The sequence below is a fragment of the Microbacterium sp. 22215 genome, from assembly GCF_052045655.1.
Lineage (GTDB): Bacteria > Actinomycetota > Actinomycetes > Actinomycetales > Microbacteriaceae > Microbacterium > Microbacterium phyllosphaerae.
The window spans coordinates 195,292-216,381 of record NZ_JBQEPC010000005.1 but is presented as its reverse complement, the minus strand read 5'-3'; the positions used below and the strand labels follow the sequence as shown (position 1 = coordinate 216,381).

Below are 21,090 nucleotides of genomic sequence, written 5' to 3'. Positions count from 1 at the left end.
GCAGCCGCAGGGTTTGTTGCAGGCGAAACGGATTGACGCAGTTACTCGGCTGCAGCCCGAACAGCGTCCACCCGGCACAGCACACGAACATGCGCCGGTGCCTCTGGATTAACCCGTTCTGCCACAGCCGTGAGCGACCATCCGTCCTTAACGAGGCCGTGGATATCGTGGCAAAGCCAGTCAGGAACGTAGCCGATCTTCGAGCCGTCGAGGGTGTCAATCAACACGGCCTTTGGGTTAGCCGCATTTGCCTCGTCGAGCTCGAGAGTGAGAACAGATCCGTCGTGAATCTCACTGAGGATGCGATCCGCGTCAGGCATATAGCGGATTCCCGAGATGAAGAAGCGGCTGGCGAAGGTCTGACTTTCTAGAACCGGCAGATCCAGCACATGGAAAGTATCGGTCGCGCGCCCACCTCCCGATCTTGCCAAAAACTCAAACGGAACTGAAGAAGCATCGAGGTTCTCGATGCCGAGCCATGTCAAATACTTGTTGTACCCGCGGCGTTCGGCAGACAGGATTCGATTCGCGAAGAAGGCCGGAACCTCGTCTGACACGTACGCGTGCGTCAGGCTGGGGAACTCATCGAGAGGAACGAAGTCTTCGACTTTGGCGATCTCGGGAAAATAGTGAAACGCGTATCGCTTGCCAGGAAGGGCGTCAAGTTGGCCGACCTTCATGAACCGGCGGTTCGTCGGGTTCTGCCATACGAGAATCAACGAACGTTGACTCACGCCGAGGTCGACCTCATCAAGCGGGAGCAGCTTGGTAGCCATCGAGCAACCTCCTTCGATTCGTGTCTAGCAGGGAGACGACAAACCTACGGGACACCTCCGACATTACGTCATGGGGCACGTTGTCTAGCTGATCACTGACATTCTCGGGTTGAAAGTCGCTGAGACGATCCATCCAGAAACCGCGAGCGGCAGGCGAAGACATGCCCAAAGCAGCGATCGCGAGGTCGACCAGCGTGGGTCGACCGACGAAGTGCTGACTAGTGCCGCGGCGCACCCACCGTTCGAAGAACTCTCGGTCCGTAAGCAAGTTCAGGCGTCTTGTGTCTCGCTCCTGGAAGCCGAGTGCGTTGCCGTGATCGAAAGACGGCGCCAACCACCGCTCATCTCCACGACGGATGACGCCCCAGTTTTCGTGGTGTCGGTCGCGACCGGCTACCAGTGCATCGCACATGAGGTATCCAGCGATCGTGTCGAAGGCGGTGAGGGGAAGGTGGAGGTCGGGCGGGCCTGGGATCCCGTCAATCGCATCTCGGACGGCGCTCAGCTTGTACCCGGGATTCTCTCCTCTAATGCTCTGGTCGTAGTCCGGGAAGCGAGCGCTGAGGAGTTCGTTGCCATGGATGAGGCGATCCAACTCATCCCGCAGCATCGAGCGAGATGCTGTCGCTCGATGTCCTTCGAAGAACGCCGGTCGAACGAGCGCCGTTGGCACGCCGATACTGCCGGCGATGTGCTGAACGAGCCATTCAGCCCAGTCCTCGCCGCTGACGGTTCCATCGCGGTCGTCAACTCGCGCAACCTTAACAAGCCAGCGTCTGTCATCGCTCTCGATGCGTACCCAGTTCTTTTCCTTCGACCCCATTTGCTCTTCGGGGTCGTGCTCGTCGAGATCGCTTTCGCCGAGCTGGAGTGGATCCCATCGGTGCGGCATGGTCCGACGGTATCGGACTCGCAGGACATCGAGTCCGAACGCTCTCGGCACGCCCTTACTGCACCGACCATCCACCATCGGATGCCAGCACCGCACCGTTGATGTTCACAGCGTCGTCCGACAGCAGGAACGTGATCGACGCGGCGAGGTGCTCGGCGGTCGCGACCGTCGGGATCGACTGCTGGAACGGGGCAAGGCGGCCCGAGCCGTACTCCGACATGTTCGAGGGCATCGGGATGCCGGTGGCGACGCCGCCTGGTGCGACGGAGTTCACGCGGATGCCCTTCGGTCCGTACATGAACGCCGCGGACTTCGTGACGCCGATGATGCCGTGCTTGCTGGCCGTGTAGGCGTTGCCCGACGCGTTGCCGCGCAGGCCCGCTTCGCTTGAGACGTTGAGGATCGAGCCGCGGCCGGCCTTCTCCATGATCGGCAGCACCGCGCGCATGAGCTTGAACGGGGCGGTGAGGTTGATGGCGATGACGCGGTCCCAGACGGCATCCGTCGTCTCGCCCGCGGGGGAGAAGTCGTCGTTGATGCCGGCGACGTTCGCGAGGGCGTCGATCGTGTCGCCCGCGGCGGCGATGACGGCGTCGATCGCGTCCTGCTTGGTGAGGTCTCCGGCGACGGTGGTGATGTCGGCATCCGGCAGCTCGGCCTTCAGAGCGTCGAGCTTGTCGGCGGCGATGTCGGAGGCGATGACGCGTCCGCCTTCGCGGGCGATGCGGGACGCGGTGGCCTTGCCGATTCCGGATGCTGCGCCCGTGACGATCACTGTCTTGCCGGCGAAGCGTCCGGTGGTGGGCCTCTCGTTCCAGCCCTCGAACTCGTCGGCTTCGGGGATCTCGCCGCCATTGGCCGCGCGCACGAGGTCGTCGACGACTGACTGTGGGAGGGCGCCCTGGCTCATCGCGACGAGCTGCTGCAGCGGGAGTCCGAGCACGGGGGTGAGGAGCTCGGGGTCGGCGCCCGTCTGCTCGAAGAGTGCGCGGATGAGTGGCCCGCCGGTCGGGTCGTTCAGCCAGTCGCCGATGGTGGAGTGTGCTGTGAGGGCCATGTTCGAGCTCCTTCGGGCTTGGGTTTCGCAACGGTGCGTCTACTTATCTCGAGCGTATCGCAAAAGATGGGGACCCGGAATGCGGACACGGTGTAGCGCGAAAGCGCCGCGATCGCGCTATGCCGGTATGCGACCACTACCGTGAGATCGAGAACACCGCCGGCACCAGTTGACGAGGCGATCCGAATCAAGGAGAAGACAACACGCCATGGCAGGACGAACCGCGAAGCCGAAACCAACGAAGACGCTGGAGCAGCGGCTGTGGGACGCTGCCGACAAGCTGCGCGGAAATCAGGAGCCGAGCGAGTACAAGCATGTCGTGCTCGGCCTCGTCTTCCTGAAGTACATCTCCGACCGCTTCGAAGAGCGCCGCGGGTCGCTGGAATCGGAACTCCTCACAGATGGCATCAAGCCGGTGCGCATCGCGTCGTTCCTCGAGGATCGCGACGAATACACCAGCCAGAACGTCTTCTGGGTGCCCGAGAACGCTCGCTGGGGCTACGTGCAGTCGCGAGCGAAGCTTACGACGGTTGGCCAAGACATCGACATGGCGATGGACCTCATCGAGAAGGAGAACCCGTCTGTTCGAGGTGTGCTCCCGCGCAACTACGGACGTGACGGTCTCGACAAGCGACGCCTCGGCGAGCTCGTTGACCTGATTGGCGGCATCGGCTTTACCAGCACTGATGACCACGGTGCAGACGACGTGCTTGGGCGCGTTTACGAGTACTTCCTCGGACAGTTCGCCGGCAAGGAGACCGGCAAGGATGCTGGTGCCTTCTACACGCCACGAAGCATCGTTAGGACGCTTGTCGAGATGCTCGAGCCGTACAAGGGTCGCGTCTATGACCCGGCCGCTGGCTCGGGCGGCATGTTCGTGCAGTCAGCTGAGTTCGTGAAAGCGCATGGCGGCAAGCGCACCGACATCTCGGTCTACGGGCAGGAGTACACGGACACGACGTGGAAGCTCGCGAAGATGAACCTCGCGCTGCGGGGTATCGAGGCAGATCTTGGCCCGAAGTCGGCTGATACCTTTACGGAGGATCTGCACCCAGACCTTCGCGCCGACTTCATCATCGCGAACCCGCCGTTCAACGTATCCGACTGGTGGGACGGGAAGCTTGCGGATGATCCGCGTTGGAAGTACGGCACGCCGCCGCAGGGTAATGCAAACTTCGGTTGGGTGCAGCATTTCATCCATCACTTGAGCCCGAAGGGCACAGCAGGGTTCGTGCTCGCGAACGGCTCTCTTTCTTCGAAGAGCGGAGGCGAAGGTGAAATTCGACGCAAGCTCGTCGAGGCGGGCCTCGTGGACTGCATCGTTGCGATGCCCGACAAGCTGTTCTTCAATACCGGCATCCCGGTGTCGCTGTGGTTCGTGTCCAAGGCCCGCGACGGCAACGGCCACCGCGCCCGCGCCGGCGAGGTGCTGTTCATCGACGCCCGCAAGCTGGGCGAGATGGAGTCGCGCCGTCTGCGCGTGCTGTCGGACAAGGACATCGCGAAGATTGTGGACACCTATCACGAGTGGCGTAACCATGACGGGGAGTACGCGGACGTGCCTGGTTTCGCGAAGTCGGCAACGATCGAGGAGGTCGAGAAGCACGATTTCGTGCTCACGCCGGGCCGGTACGTCGGCGCCGCAGAGGCCGAGGTCGACGACGAGCCCATCGACGACAAGATCGAGCGACTAACGAGCGAGCTGTTCGCCGAGTTTGAGCGCGGACGGAAGCTTGAGGACGAAGTCCGTCTACGCCTAGGAATGATCTCATGACCTCAAGGGATCTGGTGACGCTCGGCGAGATTGCAGATCTGCAGTGGGGCGACACGTCGGTCACTAAGAAGTCGTATGTGTCAACTGGGGATCAGTACCCGGCCTACAGTGCGTCTGGGCAGGATGGTTACTTGCCCTATTTTGATTACGATCGAATCGGCGTGGTTCTTAGCGCTATTGGGGCGAATGCCGGAAAGACATGGCTTGCTTCTGGTCAATGGTCCTGTATCAAGAACACGATTCGTTTTTTCTCGATTGATGAATCAGTGGCGGATACGCGTTACTTATTCTGGGCCACACAAGGGCAGGGCACCTTCCCGTTGCGTGGTTCGGCGCAGCCGTTCATCTCCCAAGGCGACGCACGTAAGGTGACAATCCGCCTTCCCCTGATCGAGGAGCAGCGCGCGATCGCGGCAACTCTCGGCGCGCTCGACGACAAGATCGACTCAAACCGGCGAGCCATCAGCCTCATAGGGGAGCTTGTGGCAGCGCGCTTCGCCAGCATCACAGAGCAAGGTCGAGCGTCCTTGCAGCCACTCGGTGAGCTGACAGAGCTTGTCCGCGGCCGGTCGTATACCAGCGCCGAGCTCTCCGAGTGTGACGTAGCGCTCGTCACACTGAAGAGCATCAACCGCAATGGTGGCTACAAGAGCAACGGGCTCAAACCATATACAGGAATCTACAAACCCGAACAGATCATCACGCCCGGAGAAATTGTTGTCGCCCAGACTGATCTCACTCAGGGGGCGGAGGTTGTGGGCCGAGGAGTGCGAGTTCCAAGCTCAAGTATCGCCAAGGTGCTTGTTGCTTCGCTCGATCTTGTGATCGTGCGCCCGCTCGACAGCATGCCGATCGAGTACCTCTTCGGCCTGCTTACGACCGAGGCTTTCCGTGAGCACTGCAGGAGCCGAGTCACCGGCACGACCGTCCTTCATCTAGCCAAGGACGCGATACCGAGCTGGCCAGCACCCGTAGTAAACCGTGCCGAGCAGCTGAAGTTCAGCGGCTGGGCCAGCGATCTGTTCAGTCGTATGGATGCGCTCAGCTCCGAGAATGATCGACTTCTTGCGACTCGCGATGCCCTCATTCCCGGGCTGCTCTCTGGCGCGATCCGCGTAAGTGAGGCCGAGGTCTCGTCATGACGAACTTCAACGAGAACGTCGTGGAACTAGCAGCGCTTGAGTACTTCGCGGAGCTTGGCTATCACACGCTGCACGGCCCGAACCTCGCGCCCGGCGAAGCCACTGCAGAGCGTGAGTCGTACGAAGAAGTCTTCCTATGGGAGCGACTGCGAGACGCAATTCGGCTCCTTGACCCCGGTCTCGATAATGATGCGGTCGCTGAGACCATCAAGCGCGTACGCCGGGCCGAGTCGCAGAGTGCGATCGATGAAAACTACCGGCTGCACAAGCTTGTCACCGAAGGTGTGCCCGTGGAGCACCGAGGCTCCGACGGCATACTCCGGACGCGCACGATCAACCTGATCGACTTTGAGCACCCGGATCGCAACGATTGGGTGGCGCTCAATCAGTTCACGATTATCGAGAACGGCAAGAATCGCCGCCCCGACGTGCTCGTGTTCGTCAATGGAATCCCGCTCGCCCTATTGGAACTCAAGAATCCGGCCGCCGAGCACGCAACGCTCAAGTCCGCCTGGAATCAAGTGCAGACGTATCGGAAGGACATTCCGTCGGTGTTCCTTGCGAACGCAGTGACGGTCATCTCGGATGGAATGTCTGCTGCGATGAGCAGCTACAGCGGTGCGTTCGAGCACTACGCCCCGTGGAAGACGATGGACGGCAGGACGGTTATCACCGATCGGCCGGCGCTCGAGGTGCTTATCAAGGGCGTCTTCGACAAGACTCGCTTCCTCGACCTGCTTCGCAACTTCGTGGTGTTCAGCCGTGAAACCGTGACGGACAAAGCCACGAAGCAGAAGACTTCTGTTCTTATCAAGCGCGTCGCGAAGTATCACCAGTACTGGGCAGTCAACGCTGCGGTCGAGTCGACCATCCAAGCGTCGAGTCCGTCCGGCGACCGTCGCGGTGGTGTCGTTTGGCACACCCAGGGCTCCGGTAAAAGCTTCGAGATGGTGTTCTACGCCGCAAAGGTGATGCGAGATGCCCGGATGGCCAACCCGACGCTCGTGTTCATCACCGACCGCAACGACCTCGATAACCAACTCTACGAAGAGGTCTTCGCGCCAGCGCACATCCTGCCTGAATCGCCAGTACAGGCCGAGACTCGTAAGGATCTGCGCACGAGGCTGACCCGCGCATCGGGTGGCATCGTCTTCACGACAATTCAGAAGTTCGCGCCGGGCGAAGACGGGGACGCAAGCGTTCTGCTGACCGATAGACGCAACGTCATCGTGATCGCGGACGAGGCGCATCGCTCGCAGTACGGCTTCAGCGAGTACCTCGACCGCACCGGGCGGCTCAAGGCCGGGCTCGCGAAGCACATGCGCGACGCCTTACCAGGAGCTACCTATCTCGGCTTCACCGGAACGCCGATTGACTCGGCAGACAAGTCAACCCGCTCTGTGTTCGGTGATTACGTCGATGTGTACGACCTCACGCGCGCGGTCGAAGACGGTGCGACGGTGCGCATCTTCTACGAATCCCGCCTCGCGAAGGTAGATCTATCAGCTGAGGACTACGCCGCACTCGACGAGCTTGTCGAAGAGGTCACAGAGCAGGTCGAAGAGGACGCGGCGACCGCCGCAAAATCACGATGGTCACGGCTCGAAGCGATCGTCGGCGCCGACGCGCGCCTCGACATGGTCGCCGCGGACATCGTCGACCACTGGGAGAAACGACGCGAGTCCATCCTCGGTAAGGCCATGATCGTGACGATGAGCCGCCGCATCGCGGTGCGCCTCTACGAGAAGATCGTGGCGCTGCGTCTGGAGTGGCACTCCGACGACCCCACCAAGGGCAAGATCAAGGTCGTCATGACTGGCTCGGCTGCGGACCCTGCCGAGTTCCAGCCGCACATCCACTCGAAGGACGTGCGCAAGGATCTCAAGGCACGGGCGAAGAACGCTGACGATCCGCTCGAGCTGGTCATCGTGCGTGACATGTGGCTGACGGGCTTCGACGCTCCATCGATGCACACCATGTACGTCGATAAGACCATGCAGGGTGCAGGGCTCATGCAGGCCATCGCGCGCGTGAACCGAACGTTCCGGGACAAGCCGGGTGGGCTGATCGTCGATTACATCGGCATCTTCGACAACCTGCAGAGCGCGCTGAGCGAGTACTCGCCGTCCGACCGCGATCAGGCGGGTGTGCCGATCGAGGACATGGTCAACATCATGCTCGAAAAGCATGACGTCGTGCGCGGACTGCTTCACGGCGTGAGCTACGACGCGTCACCGGCGCTCTCGCCATCGCAGCGTCTCGCTGAGTACGCCAAGGTGCTCGACTTCGTTATGGCCGATCCTGATCGGACCCGCCGCTTCAACGATCAGGTGCTGGCGCTGGCAAAGGCGTTCGCGCTGGCCGGCGCGCGTGACGAAGCTGCGGCCATTCGGAACGACGTTCGCTTGTTCACTGATGTGCGCGCAGCGATCCTCAAGATCCAGAACCCCGACTCGGGGCGCGGCGGTAGCGGCAGTGTCGAGATCGACACCGCTCTTGGACAAATCTTGAACGAGGCCGTCTCGGCAAATCAGGTGATCGACGTCTACCAGCTGGCCGGCGTTGAGACTCCTGAGCTGTCACTGCTGTCCGAGGAGTTCCTCGATTCACTCGCCGAGAAGGAGAAGCCCAACCTGCAGATGGGGCTGCTTCGACGGTTGCTCAACGACCAGATCCGCACGGTGCAGCGGACGAATGTGGTGCAGGCGCGAAAGTTCTCCGAGCAGCTTGAAGAGGCGGTCAACCGGTACACGAACCGGTCTCTGACGACGGCAGAAATCATTGCGGAGCTCGTCAAGCTCGCGAAGACGATGCGTGCTGAGGATGCCCGCCATGAAGCGCTCGGCCTGCGTGAGGATGAGACTGCGTTCTACGACGCCGTCCGGCTCAACGATGCCGCGGTGCTTGAGCTAGGAGACGACACGCTCAAGAAGATCGCGCAGGAACTCGTTACAGCTGTCCGGGCGTCGGCCACCATCGACTGGAACCTCAAGGACTCCGTTCGCGCTGCGATGCGCACGAAGGTGCGGCGATTGCTGGCCAAGCACGACTACCCGCCGGACGCAGAGGACAAAGCAATCGAACTGGTGATCGAGCAAGCCGAAGCGCTGGCACGCGTGGAGACTTCATAGGCCATGAACCGCTGGCGGAGAAGCGTTCAGAATTGGGGGTTGGCATGGATGGAGTGAGAGTCGTCGCCGTCGACGATGCAAGCATCCTCGTGCTTGAAGAGGTCACGCAGGAGATCAAGGACACGCTGAACGCCAGGCTCGTCGAGTATTGCTACGGACGCGTGAACGCCGCCGAGGATCCTGACTACTACTCACTTGATACGACGATCGAAGAGTTCTTCAAGCTCTACGACACCAAGAGCGACGAGACTCGCCTTGGCATCGCAGGGGAACTTATTGTGCACCTTCTGGTGCCGCATGGCCACGAGCGTCTCATATCGGCGGCTCTTTACTTGAACAAGGAAGAGAGCGCGATCAAGAAGGGTTTCGACCTTACTTTTTACGACGACGTTGATGGCGGTCTTTGGTACGGCGAAGTCAAAGCTGGGCGGGTCAACGCCGCCCAGACCGCCGATAGCAAGGTTCGCGACCTGGTCGGAGTGGCGGAGCGGAGCCTGCACGACATGTTCACGTCGGATGTTCGCAAGAAGCGGTGGGACGCGGCACAGCTTGACGCGGACGCGACTCTTCGGAGCAAGGAGGCGAAGACCGTCAAGAAGCTGCTCCGAGCGGACTTTAAGACGATCGATGGGGGCAGCGCGGCGAAAGTACGGGCGCTCCTCTGCGGTGTCGTGATGCACCAACTCGATCTCAGCGAGATCGATGCTGCAACAGGAAAGGCTCTCATCGATAACGTGACCGGTCGTGGCCGATTTGCCGATCTTCGTATTCTGCTCATTCAACAGGCGGATCTCGAAGATCTGGTCGACGTCCTCCGTGCTTCTGTTGGGTCGGCAGCCTGATGGCGGTCGACATCACTCATCGGAAGCTTCGTAACCAGGCGAACCTGGAGGGCTCGCGCTTTCTCGAGCTGTACGAGCGCATGTCGCTGGGCGCGACTCTCTCCGGTGACGAGTATCAGGAGCTGCTTTCGTACGCGATCATTTTCCTTCGCCAGGGGGACGCCACGGTTGAGAAGCTCGGATACCGCATCGCGCTGCAGTACTCACTGGACACCGCTGACTTCGATCCGCTACTTGACATCGCGGATCACCGCGAGCTGATGCCCGTCATCGCTGCGATCCACAAAGCGCACCCCGGGGTGCTAGAGGACGACTCCCTTCACCGCGTCATCGGAGTTGCGCACAGCAAGAACTTCACCTCAGACGGGATCACTCGCACCCGCGAACAGTTGGCGCTACGTGCCTTCAACACGATGAACGCACACGCGGCAATAATCGCGCCAACCTCGTACGGCAAGTCGGAGATGATGACCGACCGCGCCCTTGCTTCGCTCCCGGGGGCAGTCTGCATCGTGGTGCCGTCAAAAGCTCTGATCGCGCAGACAAAAGCTGAACTGGTGCGTCTCATGCGTCAACGCGACATCTCGGCACGCGTCATTTCTCACCCTGAGGCATACAACGGAGAGCCCTCGTTCGTCGCGATCCTCACGCAAGAGCGGCTCCACAAGCTCTTCGTCGATAACCCGGGCCTCAAGATCGATCAACTCTTGATTGATGAAGCGCAGAACGTGCTGTCCGATGACGCACGTGCGCTTGAACTTTCGCAGGTCATCCTTGTTGCACGAGCGCGCAAGGCTGATTTGCAGATTGCGTACTACACGCCGTTCCTAGAGAACCCGGAGGTTCTCCGACACGTGAACGGCGCTGACGAGCAAGTTCGAGCCCGCACGGTCAATGAGCAGGTCAAGATCGAGCAGTTCCTCGTCGGGACGCCGGGGGAGTCACTTCACGTCTTCGATCAATTCCTGGCTCGGTCGTTCGAGACACCCCGAGCGATACCAGCGGATGACGCTGACGCAGTCATCACGTTCGCGGGCCATCGAACAATCGTCTACCTCAACAAGCCGAGAGACGCACAAGATCTGGCGCGGCGCATCGCAATGAAGACTGCCCCAGCGAACGATGCCATCGCGTCTGCCGCAGCCAAGGCTATCGAGGCAATCAGTGACCTCATCGATAAGGACTACTTGCTCGTCGACGTAATCCGGAGCGGCGTCCTCTTCCATCACGGACAGATCCCCGAGGTGCTGCGACAGTACGTCGAAAGCCTCTTCCGGGAAGATCGATCCCCAGACAATCGCTACCTCGTGACAACGTCCACCTTGCTGGAAGGCGTCAACACCCCTGCAGACACAATGGTCCTGCTGTCGCCTGATCGCGGACGAGGCTACCTTGCGCGTTCCGCCTTCAGGAACTTGGTTGGCCGTGTGGCCCGGTTTAGCCAGATCTTCTCAATGGACACTCCGAAACTCTCTCTACTAGTTCCGAAGGTGTACGTCTTCAAGAGTTCATATGCGCCGAAACGCTGGAACCCGCTGGACTGGCTCGAGGATCGAGCAGATCCGTCCAAGTCGGCCTCTGATTCGGTGGAGAACCCACTCCTCGAGTCTGGCCCGGTCGATCAACCCCGCATCGAAGCGCTCGAGCGGCTCGAGAATATCGAGTCGGGGGCGTCCGGGCTTGAGGGTGCCCGGCTTGCTCAGACACACCTCGGCCGTCTCTGCTTCCGACACGGCGCTCACGACTTCGACGTGTTCCGTTACGAGTTGCTGATGCACGAGCGCGCGGCTGATCGAACTGGCGACTTAGTCTCGACGGCCGACGATCTGATCGCGTTGATCGTCGACATTTTCCTCACCGGTGTTGAGCTCGGCCGCAACACTGATGACCTCGAACGCATTCGAGACGAGCAGGGGGCGCGCAACTTCTACGCCATGTTCCTCAGCTGGCGAGCTGAAGGCGACCCGCTGAAGCTCATGATCGGGCGCTATCTTACGCATTGGAATCGTCAACGAGACGATCTGATCTGGGTGGGATCGAAGTGGGGCGAGGTCAAGCGCTTCGAGACGGAACACACGAGTGCCTACGTAAGGCGGTCGACAAAGTCGCGCGGTGCGCTTGTCAACCTCGCGATCGTGCGGATCAAGGCAGAGCTCGACTTCCTCGACTACAGCCTCATGAAGTACCTCGAGATCTTGTTCTCCCTGGAACTGGTCGAGGAGACGTTCTACCTCAAGCTCAAGTACGGCACGGCCGATCGGTACGTGATCACTCTGCTGCGTAACGGCATGTCGTTTGAGCTTGCGCACCTCGTAGCGGAGTCCTATCGCGAGTTCGTCGGAGCGGACACCGCCGCGAACACAATGGAGCTTCGCCCGGGTCTACTCGAGGCGATTGAATCGGCGAACATCAATGACATCCTGCTCTTCGAGGTGCGGGGACTGATCGGCGCGCAGGCTTGATCCGGCGAGTCCGAGAGGATCTTGCAGAGCGAAACAAGCGTGTGGCGCGACGCTGTAGCCGTCGAAGCGACCGTACCTACGTGGGATCTCGCTGCGCTCACGCCCGACTACATGGAGTCGGAGCACGGGCAGTATGCCGGGGCCATCGCCGAAAGCCTGAAGGAGGACGATGCCCTGAACATTGCGCTCTCCCGAATTGCGGCGTCGGTCGAGCTCCCGCTTTCAACGGCTTCACCGATCGACAATCCCAAGGTCGATGATTGGCTCCAGCCCGGGCGAGGACGTCAACGACAAGTATCCAGCAGGAGGTCTCAAAGTAGCTGCTCTATCGAGAAAAACCATAGTCCGCGCGGGCCTTGCGCTTCCGCCGAATCGAGCGCTTTAGCTGGGGAGGGCGGCCGTGATCGCCCTCATGGGCGACTATCCACCAGAAGGTGAGGCGCATAGGCGCGGAAAGTCAGCATGCTCCGAGCTAATCTGAAGTTATGTCACGTCCTCGCACTGAGCAAGACGCCATACGCACTGGTGTCTTCCGCTGGCTGGACGATCGACGTAACGCTGGCGCTTATGAATTCAGCCGCGACGAGCTGACGAACTATACCTACGACGGCGAGCGCATCCCTCTCCTCGACACCAGCCGCGGCATCCGCAACCCGGCCGATTTCGATTCGACTCTCACCGTGATGACGAGCTCCAAGAAGACCGTCTACTCCGACGGCATCAGCTCAGAGGGGCTCGTCACCTATTCATACCAGTCCCGCGATGGCGGAGATAATGTCAAGCTCCGCCATGCTTTCGAGAGCGGCGACCCGCTGGTTTACTTCCTCGGAGTGCGACCAAGCTACTTCGTCGCCTTCTATCCGGTGTACATCGTGCACGACGACCCCGTCGAGCGCGTTGTCCATATTGCTCTCGACGAGTCGCTTCGGTACTTCGATGACCCGCTGAATCTCAAAGAGTACGAGAGGCGTTATGCGAAGCGCCTGGTGAGGACCCGGCTGCATCAGCCGATGTTCCGCGCGAGGGTGCTCCGCGCATACGGGACGGCCTGTGCGATCTGTGAGCTCAAGCACTCGGAACTTCTCGACGCCGCACACATCATCGCGGACGCGGATCTCAATGGCGTCGCCGAGGTGACCAACGGTCTGGCGCTCTGCAAGATCCATCACGCCTCGTACGACCGGAATCTGCTCGGCATCACACCCGACTACGAGGTGCGCATCGACCAAGCTCTTCTCGATGAGGTCGACGGACCGATGCTGCGACACGGGCTGCAGGACATGCATGGTCGCTCGCTGCGTCTGCCGGAACGTCGAGTCGATCACCCCTCGAAAGAGCGGCTAGCGGAGAAGTTCGCGCTCTTCGCGGCTTGACTATTCGACGCTCCTCGAGCGGATGGCCGCAATCGTCGGCAGGTCGGCTTCCGCCCACCGGAGATCGGAGAGATCGTCGGGCGAGATCCACCGCACTTCCGCGTGCTCCGTTGCCCGAGGTTCGCCGGCTGCCAGCTCGGCATAGAACGTCGTCAGCTCGATCACGCCAAAGTCGTATGTGTGTCTAGTCGTCGTGATCTTCTCGCCGACGGTGATGCCGCAACCCAGCTCTTCAGAGATCTCGCGTTCGAGTGCGGCATCCGGCGCCTCTCCGGGCTCGACCTTGCCGCCAGGGAACTCCCACTGGCCCCCGAGGCGCTTGGTCGGGCCCCGCTGCGCAGCGAGCACCAACCCGTGCCGCACGATGACCGCTCCAACGACCTCCAGAGCTTTCGGGTGCCGAAGATTGAAGACCTCGTCCATGAGAATCCTCTCGTTGCCCTTAGGTGCGTACTTCGATCATGGCTCAAGGACTTCGCGAGCGCGTTCGTGCGGAATGCTGGTCGGCATGAAATCTCGTTGCGCGCTAAACGGGCTCGCGGCTAATGACTGGTCGATGCCCACCGAGGCGACGAGCGCACGCCCCAGCCCCGCAACGCGAGTGATCAACTCCTCTGGCCCGCCGCTCACGTCCAACGCATGTGCCACCACAGCGGTCCCCGTGGCTGCGATCTCGTACCGCCGCGGCTCCACATCTCCTGACACGTAAAGCAGATGCACCTCAGGCACATGCGCTGTGATCGCGTACGCCAGCCCTTGGTACACGTCGGCGTTCGGGGGAGAGCCATCACTCTCGCCCCACACCTTGTACTTCGTGTCCGCCACAGCCACGACACGACCTCCACGCGAGATAACGATGTCCGGCCGCATTCGCACTTTTCCGCCGGTGTCCAACCGCCAGTCCGACACCTGCAGATCGACCTCGTACCCTTCGGGTTTCAGCGTCGCCTGGAGCACCGATCCGACGAAGTCCTCGTATACCTTCGCGACGTTGAGCAAGAACGCCGAGCCGGAGCTTGCGCCCTCTGCGTGCGCCCACGACGTCGCCTCGAGAATCCATTGCGCGAGGCGCAGAGCCGGCTGGTAATGCGCGTTCAATCGGGTCTCCGCCGGCAAGGTCACCCGACTGCCAGTCCGCAGATCTGAGATCTCGGTGAACGTCCCCAGCAGAGGACCAAGTTCGTCAACGACGCGACGCGGCAGTTGTTCGAGCCGCACCAGCGCGCGCAGCGCCGCTTTGACGATCCGGTTCTCCGCGACGTCTTCGGTGTAGTCGTCGTAGGTCAGCTCGACCGGGACCGGAATGCCAGGCCGCGCCTTGAGCTGGCGCGCCACATCCCATCGGCCCCGAATCACCGTGCCCGTCTCCTCGACGGACACATAGCCCTTCAGGAGCCCTCGTCCCGTCGCTGCCTCGACCGCTTGGATCAGCGCCGAGGCCAGCGTTGAGGGCAGATCTTGATCAGCCTCGAATGCGAACGTCGCGTAGCTAACGTTCGCCTGCGCGCCTGAGTACGAGGCCATGAAGATCAGGCTCCGCAAGGGTGTCTTCGGCCGAATGATCAGCCGGAGTCCGTCGAGCCCGACGACTCCCACGCGTGTGACGTCGGTGATGCGCCAGATTCCCGCATCCCCTGTCGGAGACACCCGACAGAACTTCAGCTCTTGCAGACGCACTGCCTGTGACGTGGTCAGCGAGACGAAGGACTCGCCCTTCTCCGCGATTTCCTCAACGCGAACGCCGAACGTCGTCGAACTCATGTCCCCGACGCTGCCGCCTCGGCGTCCGAGCTTCCAAGGCCGGTGAGTAGCGTCTTCAGCCCGTACTTCACGTGTACGTCGACACCGGTTCCGATGTGGCGCTCCTCGAGCAACGGCAGGATGCTCTCCTCCCATACCGCGTGCAGGTCGTCCTCCTGGAGGTCCTCCGTTCGCAGCAGATGGCTCGGGCCCACCCGGTCTTCGCGATCGCGGATGCTTGCGTTGAGGCGCTCGAAAAGCTCAGCCACCGGCAGGGTCTGCGGGTGGTGTGCGGCCCAGCGAACGAGGATGTCCTTCACCGGCGCGACATCTGGGTGCAGCTCGAAGAACGAGAAGCGGCGGCGCATGGCCGAGTCGAGAAGTGCGATCGAGCGGTCCGCAGTGTTCATCGTGCCGATGATGAGCACATTCGCCGGGAAGGTGAAGGACTTGCCGCCGTCATCACCCGAACCCGCGTACAGAATGTCGATGGCGTCATCGCGATACTCGAGCAGGTAATACAGTTCGCCGAAGACCTTGCTGATGTTCGCGCGGTTGATCTCGTCGATCATCATCACATGCGGCACGTCCGGGTTCTTGCGGGCCTCGTCCGCGATCTCGCGAAGCGGGCCTCGCGTCAGCGAGAACGACAGCTGGCCCGCAGAATCCGTCACCGGTCGATACCCGGCGAAGAAGTCCTCGTACGTATATGACGGGTGGAACTGGATGCGCTTAACGACGCTGCCTGGCTTGCCGAGCTGGTCCGCGAGAGCTCGCGCGACGTAGGTCTTGCCGGTGCCAGGAGGGCCGTACAGGATGACCTGTCCCCGACGATGCAGCGCTTTCGTGACCTTCGCAAGCCAATCCTCGTGCAGATGAGTCGCGGCGGCGAGCGATGCGGTGTCTACCTCGTTAGGGAAGAACCCTCGAGGGTGAGATGGTGCGTCGGGGCCGCCGGACGCCGCCCGCTCTTCAGGTAGCGGCTCGATAACCACGGCATCATCGGATTGCCAAGAGCTGCGCAAAGGCTCGTCGTACAGATTTACAGGCTTGCCCTCCTTCGTTTGCAGCGCGATGAGGATCTGCTGCAGATCGGCGTCAGGGTCGTCGGAGAACGCTCCGCCGATCTCGCCGATGAAGGCCGAACGAATACGCGAGCGGTGGTCTGGAGCGACGATGGGCCCGAAGAATCCCGGATGCACCAAATACAGGAGGGCATATCGCTGCGTCGGGAAAGCGTCGCCGGTGGTCATGACGACATCACGCCACGCGATGGGATTGCTGAGTGCGTTCGCTTGTGCGTCTTCGTCGAGCCTGGTCCAGGCGAGCAAGACATCGAGGATGACAGTAATGGCGCGGTTGATGTGAGTCTGCATCCCCTGCCCAGGGTTGAAGGCGCCACCGCTGAAGGCCTCGTCGAACACCCGGGGGATCTGCACCGGGTGATCCATAAGGTCGAGCATCGTCTGCGCGCGCTCACGCTTCTTCGCGTGTCCGATGATCCAGCCGATGGGTAGCACCTGGAGTGCGATCACCTCTGCCATGAGCAGGCGCTGGTCATCCGTTGCTTCGGCAAACTGCAGTTGCAGGTTGCCGATGAAGTTCTGCCCATCGGTTCGCTCGGCCGAGGCCCAAAGAGCGTGGACGTCGCGGATATTCTGCACTGACCACACCTCTCGCCCCGGTGAGAATGCAGAAAGCCCCTTTCTGAAACCCTCCTGGACAATGATGTCGGCAGCGGCCAGCAGTCGCCGCTGCGACTTGTCCGTAGGGAGCCAGGCCTCTCGCAAGGACCTCGCTGTCTCGTCTCGCACACGCACGCGTTCGGCACCGCTGATGCGTTGAGCCTCGACGAAGAGGTCGTCACCGGAGTGCTCGTCAAGCGCCGCGATACCCTGCTTCGTGATCGCCCACTCCCCGGCGAGCGACGGGTTCTTCCTCAGCCAGCCTGGCGCGATGAACTCCGAGCTCGCAAACCGCCAGTTCGTGTGACCGCGTGCAAGCCCCTTCGTGTTGAGCTCTGCTTCGTGCGGTGTAAGAGGAACCTGCGCGAGCGAGGCATCCCAGAGGTCGTTGATGGACACATAGTTGCCGTCAGGCGCTCGCTCGGCGAGAACCTCCATCGCCGCTCGGATTCGCTCGGCCGTCTTGAGTTCGTTCACCATGAGTCCCCCGCCATTGCCACTCGCCTGCTCGTACGTCGTTCACCATATCTGCCCGCCGCACGGCGGGTCGGAGCCGCAGGAATCCAGCGGTGCTCAGCTCAAGGGGACGCGTTTAGCTGCGCCTCGTACTCCTGGGCAGATTGCCGCATCTCATCTTCAGTCACGAACGAATCCCACTCTCTCAGGTAGGGCCGGTGGCTCTCTGTTCCCCGCGAGCACAAAACGTCGTCGTACCAGTCGTCGTTGAACGTTGGCGAGTATGAGCATGACCATGAGTCACTCAGCCAGTTTTCTGACATCTGCTGAATCTCTTGCTCGGTGGGTGGTTCAGGGGCAGGGTAGTTCTGTTCTACGAACTCGTCATAGCCGGGTTGGGGCCCAACGTCGTCGCCCCCGCCGAATCGAGGACTGACGTATCCAGAGCATGCGGTGGTGCACGCCAGAAAAGCGGCAGCGACGCCCAAGCCCGCGACTCGCCGAAAATGGATCACTTTGGGAGCATAGCGATCCCGATTCTCTCGCACGTCGAATCAATCGTCGCAGGCCTACAGCCCCGCGAGCAGCTTGCCCTTGGCGGCCGAGAATTCGTCGTCCGACAGGATGCCTTCGCGGTGCAATTCGGACAGCTCTCGGATGCGGTCGGACAATGACGGAGTGACCGCAACGGCAGCCACGCTGATCTGTGCTGGGGGAGCGGCATCCGGTGTTGCCGAGATCGAGGGCTGCGCGACAGTGACGGGCTCAATTCCCAGAACGGCGTTTCCGGCTTCGACCAGCGCGACCGCGACCGCGTTGTGCTCTTTCTGGCTCACTTGAATGAAGCCATTGTGCTTCTGATTGGTCAGCGTATGAATCGTCTTGTCGGTGGCAATCACGAGGTTCGACTTCCTGGCCGAGTTCGATGCCAGGTGCGCCACCCCCGTGGCGGCGATGCCGACGGCAGTGCCCTTTGTCAGCAGCTTGCCGCCACGAACGATCCCGGACATTGCCTGCATCACTGCGCCCTCGATGGGGCTCCCGGGGCCTTCCGTATCGTGAGCTCTTTCGGCTTCGGGAACACCGAAGGTGATCGATCGCAGCCTCTCGTAGGGCGTCTTCTTCGTGATCTTCTCGGCTTCGGCGTACCGTTCGCCGCCCGGCGCCACGCGAACGAAGCCGTGTTCGTAGATCTCGATCGTCGACGTGCCGAAGATGCCGCTGGTGACGAGCCTTCCCGCGGCAAGAGCGCGCTCCTCGTGAAGACGCAGCGCCTCATCCTTCGAAGCCTTCTTGTCGGATGCTGCCTTCTTCACGGCTGTGCCGAGCTTGGAGAACACGTTCGCCGATTCGTCGGTGGGCGGCGCGGGTGGTGCCGGCTGAGGAGTTCGGACATGCGCCGTCCACGCCGCCCCATCCCAATACCGCTCGTCGCCACTGCCGTCCGGGTACCAACCCGCTGGTGCTTGCTCGCTCACGCCCTCATATTGGCATGAAGAATGCGTAATGCCGAGCGCGCTCGGCCCGCGATCGACGAGCGGCCGTTACTCGAACGGCGGACTCGCTGGCGTGGCGGGATTCCCGCTCGCATCGCCCCTCTACTCGTCATCCAATCGTGACGTCACGCACACCATGCAGTCGCATGGAATCGCTAGTGTCAGATCGAGCCCAACTGGGGGCGTCTCAGCAGCATGGAGCAGATGTGAGCAACGTCCCCGCCGGTTGGTATCCGAGCCCGGAAGACCCGACGCTGAATCGTTACTGGGACGGGATGCAGTGGACGCAGCACAGTGCACCCGCCTCGGCGCCCTCAGTGCCTGTCTCGCCGTCGGCTCCGAGTAGCCCCGCGTTCTCAGCGCCGGCTCCTGGTTCCGCACCTTCGCCGGGTCCCGCTCCCGTAAATGCGACCATTCCTGTCCTTCCGCCACCGCCAGTGCCGGTTGCGGCGCCCGCTCCCGCATCCTCCGCAAGCGCGCAGAAGAAGTGGCTGGTCGGCGGCGCAATCGCGGCCGGCCTCATCGTCGTCGGATCCGTCGGCGCAGCAATCGGAGCGGGTGGCGACCGCGATGAGGCGCCGCAGGCCAGCGCCGCGCCCGTCGTCGTCGAGACTGAGGAGCCCGCCGCCGCAGAGCCGACCCCAACCCCAAGCGCGCCCATTGAGGCCGAGGTCGTCGATGCTGTGTCATTCCGCGCTCAGGCCGGATCGCATCTCGACGACATGAACAAAGACCTCGACGACATCGTGGTCACGGTGCAAGAAGACGGATTCTGGCGTCTGTTGAGCAACAGCGGCGAGCTCGCCTTCAACTTGGGCCAGCTCGAGGGGCTCGACGTTCCCGCGAGCGTCGCGGTCACCTGGCCTGAGTCTCTGGTGGCGCTCGACACGGCACTCGACGTGCTGGCCGACGCAGTCTCGGCGCAGGACGGCCCGACGATCCTCGCCGCGGTGGAGGCAGTCCGTACGCAGGTCGAGACAACCCGCGGCGTCGTCGACTCTGCGCTCTGAACCGGCCGCCACGGTAGGAGCGCCTGTGCGATTTCATTCCAGCTGGGACAGCACGGCGCGATCAACGTCAGTGCCCGCCGATAGCATCCGTCCATTCGACTTGAGAACTGAAGACAACGCCGGCCACGGCACCGAGAGGAAGCTGCACAATGTCCGACCATAACCCCGCGCCCGGCTGGTACCCGGCGCCGCACGCAAACAACGAACAGCGCTACTGGGACGGCGTGCAGTGGCTCGAGCCGCAGCCGCCGGTTGCTCCTCCGGCCGCTGAAGCTCCCACGCAGGCCTTCCCCGCAACGTCGACGTGGGCTGCCGAGCCCACTGTGGCTTTCCCGGAGACCCCGTATCCGGTGGACGCTCCGACTGCCGCGTATCCGGCCGGCCCGCCCTCTGCTGGTGACCTCGTCGATTCCACGGCTCCCGGCTACCCCAGCATCCCGAATCCGACGGACGCGCCCGCAGGGTTCGGCGAACCGACGCTGGCCCCCGCGCCGGCACGCAAGTCGAAGAAGACGGCGTGGATCATCGGTGGCTCGATCGTCGCGGGAGTCATCGTGATCAGCAGTGTCGCCAGCGCGATCGGTGGTGGCGGCAAGCCAGAGGTCTCGGAGGAGAAGCCCGCGGCATCGACGGCGACCACTGTGGATGAGGAGCCAGTCGAAGAGCCTGCGGTGATGGTCGCGGTGCCTGACGTCACGGGACAGACCGCAACTGAGGCTCTGGTTGCGCTCGCCGCTGCTGGTCTGACGCCCCCGGCGATCACGGAGCTTGCCGACCCTCTCGCGAAGGTGCTGTCGACGAGTCCCGCTGCCGGGACAGAGGTCGAAGAGGGAACCGAGATCACTCTCACCCTCGAAGAGAAGCCTGCGTTCACCATGGCGCAGCAGAACGCGATCAGCACCGCGCAGGACTACCTCGACTACAGCGGGTTCTCGCGCACAGGTCTGATCGACCAGCTCGAGTACGAAGGCTTCAGCACGGCAGACGCGACCTTCGGTGCGGACAACGCGGGTGCGGACTGGAACGCCGAGTGTGCGGAGACTGCGCAGCAGTATCTCGATTACTCGTCGTTCTCACGCCAGGGTCTCTACGATCAGCTGGCCTACGAAGGCTTCCTGCCTGCTGAGATCGAGTTCGGACTGGCTGCGGTCGGGTACTGAGGATCTCGCGTCAATAGGAAGGCCCCGCTCTTCTGAGCGGGGCCATCGAACGGCATCCGCACTGCGATCCTCCGCCGAGAACCGGTGGGCGAAG

Annotated in this window: 15 protein-coding genes and 1 pseudogene; 9 read left to right on the top strand and 7 right to left on the bottom strand. The window is 62.0% G+C overall.

Annotation, left to right across the window (positions count from 1 at the left end):
- Positions 1 to 41: 41 nt before the first annotated feature.
- From ACTJKH_RS10680 to ACTJKH_RS10670, 3 genes are read right to left on the bottom strand one after another with little or no spacing between them, the layout of a single operon-like run.
- Positions 42 to 776, bottom strand: a complete 735-nt coding sequence (locus ACTJKH_RS10680; protein WP_440736880.1) for an HIRAN domain-containing protein — start codon at positions 774 to 776, stop codon at positions 42 to 44.
- Complete coding sequence (locus ACTJKH_RS10675; protein WP_440736879.1) at positions 751 to 1,668, bottom strand: hypothetical protein; 918 nt, start codon at positions 1,666 to 1,668, stop codon at positions 751 to 753. Before ACTJKH_RS10675 ends, ACTJKH_RS10680 begins: the two co-directional genes overlap by 26 nt.
- Positions 1,669 to 1,723: 55 nt before the next feature.
- Positions 1,724 to 2,725: an SDR family NAD(P)-dependent oxidoreductase gene (locus ACTJKH_RS10670; protein ID WP_440736878.1), complete on the bottom strand. Its 1,002-nt coding sequence runs from the start codon at positions 2,723 to 2,725 to the stop codon at positions 1,724 to 1,726.
- Between the two features lie 208 nt (positions 2,726 to 2,933).
- On the opposite strand from ACTJKH_RS10670, the gene ACTJKH_RS10665 reads away from it, so the two are divergent.
- The 6 genes from ACTJKH_RS10665 (at position 2,934) to ACTJKH_RS10640 (ending at position 13,449) form a co-directional block, all read left to right on the top strand.
- Entirely contained in the window at positions 2,934 to 4,499 is a 1,566-nt protein-coding gene (locus ACTJKH_RS10665) for a type I restriction-modification system subunit M (RefSeq protein WP_440736877.1), read from the top strand.
- Positions 4,496 to 5,641 (top strand): restriction endonuclease subunit S, encoded by a 1,146-nt coding sequence (locus ACTJKH_RS10660; RefSeq protein ID WP_440736876.1) that lies wholly within the window; start codon positions 4,496 to 4,498, stop codon positions 5,639 to 5,641. Before ACTJKH_RS10665 ends, ACTJKH_RS10660 begins: the two co-directional genes overlap by 4 nt.
- Positions 5,638 to 8,772, top strand: a complete 3,135-nt coding sequence (locus ACTJKH_RS10655; RefSeq protein ID WP_440736875.1) for a type I restriction endonuclease subunit R — start codon at positions 5,638 to 5,640, stop codon at positions 8,770 to 8,772. The genes ACTJKH_RS10660 and ACTJKH_RS10655 overlap by 4 nt, the downstream gene beginning before the upstream one ends.
- 44 nt (positions 8,773 to 8,816) lie before the next feature.
- Positions 8,817 to 9,614, top strand: coding sequence for a Hachiman antiphage defense system protein HamA (locus tag ACTJKH_RS10650; protein ID WP_440736874.1), 798 nt, complete (start codon positions 8,817 to 8,819; stop codon positions 9,612 to 9,614).
- On the top strand, positions 9,614 to 12,076 hold the full coding sequence (locus tag ACTJKH_RS10645; RefSeq protein ID WP_440736873.1) for a DEAD/DEAH box helicase: 2,463 nt from the start codon (positions 9,614 to 9,616) through the stop codon (positions 12,074 to 12,076). The genes ACTJKH_RS10650 and ACTJKH_RS10645 overlap by 1 nt, the downstream gene beginning before the upstream one ends.
- Before the next feature lie 485 nt (positions 12,077 to 12,561).
- A complete protein-coding gene (locus tag ACTJKH_RS10640) occupies positions 12,562 to 13,449 on the top strand; it encodes an HNH endonuclease (RefSeq protein WP_440736872.1) in 888 nt (295 codons plus the stop codon).
- Here ACTJKH_RS10640 and ACTJKH_RS10635 read toward each other — a convergent pair whose 3' ends face one another.
- The 4 genes from ACTJKH_RS10635 to ACTJKH_RS10620 all read right to left on the bottom strand — a co-directional run bounded on the left by ACTJKH_RS10635 (position 13,450) and on the right by ACTJKH_RS10620 (position 18,808).
- Complete coding sequence (locus ACTJKH_RS10635; protein ID WP_440736871.1) at positions 13,450 to 13,872, bottom strand: (deoxy)nucleoside triphosphate pyrophosphohydrolase; 423 nt, start codon at positions 13,870 to 13,872, stop codon at positions 13,450 to 13,452.
- 36 nt (positions 13,873 to 13,908) lie between these two features.
- Positions 13,909 to 15,210 (bottom strand): McrC family protein, encoded by a 1,302-nt coding sequence (locus ACTJKH_RS10630; RefSeq protein ID WP_440736870.1) that lies wholly within the window; start codon positions 15,208 to 15,210, stop codon positions 13,909 to 13,911.
- Complete coding sequence (locus ACTJKH_RS10625; RefSeq protein WP_440736869.1) at positions 15,207 to 17,354, bottom strand: McrB family protein; 2,148 nt, start codon at positions 17,352 to 17,354, stop codon at positions 15,207 to 15,209. The genes ACTJKH_RS10630 and ACTJKH_RS10625 overlap by 4 nt, the downstream gene beginning before the upstream one ends.
- A gap of 545 nt (positions 17,355 to 17,899) precedes the next feature.
- Positions 17,900 to 18,808, bottom strand: coding sequence for a DUF2510 domain-containing protein (locus tag ACTJKH_RS10620; protein ID WP_440736868.1), 909 nt, complete (start codon positions 18,806 to 18,808; stop codon positions 17,900 to 17,902).
- 164 nt (positions 18,809 to 18,972) lie between these two features.
- Here ACTJKH_RS10620 and ACTJKH_RS10615 point away from each other — a divergent pair.
- The 3 genes and pseudogenes from ACTJKH_RS10615 to ACTJKH_RS10605 all read left to right on the top strand — a co-directional run.
- Positions 18,973 to 19,131 (top strand): annotated as a pseudogene (locus ACTJKH_RS10615) (DUF2510 domain-containing protein); the annotation flags it as partial.
- 132 nt (positions 19,132 to 19,263) lie between these two features.
- Positions 19,264 to 19,836 carry a hypothetical protein gene (locus ACTJKH_RS10610; protein WP_440736992.1) on the top strand — a complete coding sequence of 191 codons (573 nt, stop codon included), beginning with the start codon at positions 19,264 to 19,266 and terminating at the stop codon, positions 19,834 to 19,836.
- Positions 19,837 to 19,985: 149 nt separating this feature from the next.
- Positions 19,986 to 20,996, top strand: coding sequence for an Ltp family lipoprotein (locus ACTJKH_RS10605; protein ID WP_440736867.1), 1,011 nt, complete (start codon positions 19,986 to 19,988; stop codon positions 20,994 to 20,996).
- Positions 20,997 to 21,090 lie beyond the last annotated feature (94 nt).

Excerpts from the sequence above, each read along its gene's own strand:
- ACTJKH_RS10645 (WP_440736873.1), top strand. The coding sequence starts at position 9,614 with ATGGCGGTCGACATCACTCATCGGAAGCTTCGTAACCAGGCGAACCTG.
- ACTJKH_RS10640 (WP_440736872.1), top strand. The coding sequence starts at position 12,562 with ATGTCACGTCCTCGCACTGAGCAAGACGCCATACGCACTGGTGTCTTC.
- ACTJKH_RS10680 (WP_440736880.1), bottom strand. The coding sequence starts at position 776 with ATGGCTACCAAGCTGCTCCCGCTTGATGAGGTCGACCTCGGCGTGAGT.
- ACTJKH_RS10655 (WP_440736875.1), top strand. The coding sequence starts at position 5,638 with ATGACGAACTTCAACGAGAACGTCGTGGAACTAGCAGCGCTTGAGTAC.
- ACTJKH_RS10625 (WP_440736869.1), bottom strand. The coding sequence starts at position 17,354 with ATGGTGAACGAACTCAAGACGGCCGAGCGAATCCGAGCGGCGATGGAG.
- ACTJKH_RS10660 (WP_440736876.1), top strand. The coding sequence starts at position 4,496 with ATGACCTCAAGGGATCTGGTGACGCTCGGCGAGATTGCAGATCTGCAG.
- ACTJKH_RS10665 (WP_440736877.1), top strand. The coding sequence starts at position 2,934 with ATGGCAGGACGAACCGCGAAGCCGAAACCAACGAAGACGCTGGAGCAG.
- ACTJKH_RS10630 (WP_440736870.1), bottom strand. The coding sequence starts at position 15,210 with ATGAGTTCGACGACGTTCGGCGTTCGCGTTGAGGAAATCGCGGAGAAG.
- ACTJKH_RS10605 (WP_440736867.1), top strand. The coding sequence starts at position 19,986 with ATGTCCGACCATAACCCCGCGCCCGGCTGGTACCCGGCGCCGCACGCA.
- ACTJKH_RS10635 (WP_440736871.1), bottom strand. The coding sequence starts at position 13,872 with ATGGACGAGGTCTTCAATCTTCGGCACCCGAAAGCTCTGGAGGTCGTT.
- ACTJKH_RS10650 (WP_440736874.1), top strand. The coding sequence starts at position 8,817 with ATGGATGGAGTGAGAGTCGTCGCCGTCGACGATGCAAGCATCCTCGTG.
- ACTJKH_RS10670 (WP_440736878.1), bottom strand. The coding sequence starts at position 2,725 with ATGGCCCTCACAGCACACTCCACCATCGGCGACTGGCTGAACGACCCG.
- ACTJKH_RS10675 (WP_440736879.1), bottom strand. The coding sequence starts at position 1,668 with ATGCCGCACCGATGGGATCCACTCCAGCTCGGCGAAAGCGATCTCGAC.